The organism is Streptomyces hainanensis, assembly GCF_004348415.1.
Classification (GTDB): Bacteria; Actinomycetota; Actinomycetes; order Streptomycetales; family Streptomycetaceae; genus Streptomyces; species Streptomyces hainanensis.
The window spans coordinates 1-1,513 of the sequence record NZ_SMKI01000812.1; the positions used below are offsets into that span (position 1 = coordinate 1).

Below are 1,513 nucleotides of genomic sequence, written 5' to 3' on the forward strand. Positions count from 1 at the left end.
CCTCACCGGCCCCCACCTCGCCCCGCAGGCGGAGTTGTTGATCTTCGGGACCGCCGTCGTCGCCGCGTCCTTCGTGCTCGCCTGGGCCGCCGAGGCCGCACAGGTCGACATCTCCGGCGGGCTGGCCATCGCGATCCTGGCCGTGATCGCGGTCCTCCCCGAGTACGCGGTGGACCTCTACTTCGCCTACACCGCCGGATCCGATCCCGACTACGTCCAGTACGCCGCCGCCAACATGACGGGCTCCAACCGGCTGTTGCTGGGCCTCGGCTGGTCCCTGGTGGTCCTCGTCGGCCTGGCACTCGCCAGCCGACGCACCGGCCGCACCGTCCGCGAACTGGTGCTCGACTCCGGCTACCGGGTCGAACTCGGCTTCCTGGCCATCGCCTCCGTCGTCGCCTTCGCCATCCCGCTCACCGGCCAGATCTCCCTCATGCTGGGCTGCGCGCTGCTCGGCTTCTTCGCCTTCTACCTGTGGAAGATGGCCCACTCGGAGGCCGAGGAGCCCGACCTCGTCGGGCCGGCGGCCGCCATCGGCACCCTGCCGACCCGTGCCCGCCGCGCGACGGTGATCGGCCTGTTCCTGTTCGCCGCCGCGGTGATCCTGGCCAGCGCCGAACCGTTCGCCAAGGGCCTGATCGACACCGGCACCCGGCTGGGCATCGACGAGTTCCTGCTGGTCCAGTGGCTGGCCCCGCTCGCCTCCGAGTCGCCCGAGTTCATCGTCGCCGTCCTCTTCGCCGTGCGCGGCAACGCCGGTAACGCGATCGGCACCCTCATCTCCAGCAAGGTCAACCAGTGGACCATGCTCGTCGGCAGCCTCCCCATCGCCTACCTCGCCGGCGGCGGCGGAGCCGCGCTCCACCTGGACGCCCGCCAGACCGAGGAGTTCCTGCTCACCGCCACCCAGACCCTGCTCGGTGTCGCCGCCCTCCTGGCGCTCCGCTTCCCGCGCTGGGCGGCCTGGACGCTGCTGGCGCTCTTCGCCGTGCAGTTCGCCCTGCCCGGCCAGACCGCCCGCTACGTGCTGTGCGGCGTCTACGCCGCGATCGCGCTCGGCGCGCTGATCCACAACCGGCGGCACATCCTGCCCACCCTCGCCGCGCCCTTCCGCCGCACCGCCCCCGAGCCACTCCCCGAGCCGGCGACCACCGCCGCCCGCTGACCCCACGACGTACCGACGCACCGCGCCACCGACCGACGAAGAGAGGGCCACGTGATGGGACTGTTCGACATGTTCAGGGACAAGGCCGCCGAGCTCGCGCAGAGCGCCATGGACCAGCTGACCGACCTCACCGGGGCGGCGGAGAGCACCGGCGACGCGGCCGGCCAGGCCGCCGCCGACGGTCTCGCGGCCGCCGCCGGCCAGGCGGACCAGGCGGCCCAGTCGGCGCAGAACCTCCAGGAGCAGGGCCAGGACGTCGCCGGCGACGCCGGATCCGCCGTGAGCGACCAGGCCAACAGGTTCCTCGGCTGATCAGGAGCCGGCGGTCGGGGTGGGTCAGGCCGGGAC

At 72.8% G+C, this 1,513-nt stretch carries 2 protein-coding genes; both read left to right on the plus strand.

What is annotated here, in order from left to right:
- Positions 1–1,165 (plus strand): sodium:proton exchanger (locus E1283_RS36125; protein WP_132822380.1); only part of this gene is annotated, 1,165 nt, incomplete at its 5' end.
- Between the two features lie 54 nt (positions 1,166–1,219).
- Entirely contained in the window at positions 1,220–1,477 is a 258-nt protein-coding gene (locus E1283_RS36130) for a hypothetical protein (RefSeq protein WP_132822381.1), read from the plus strand.
- Positions 1,478–1,513: the final 36 nt, after the last annotated feature.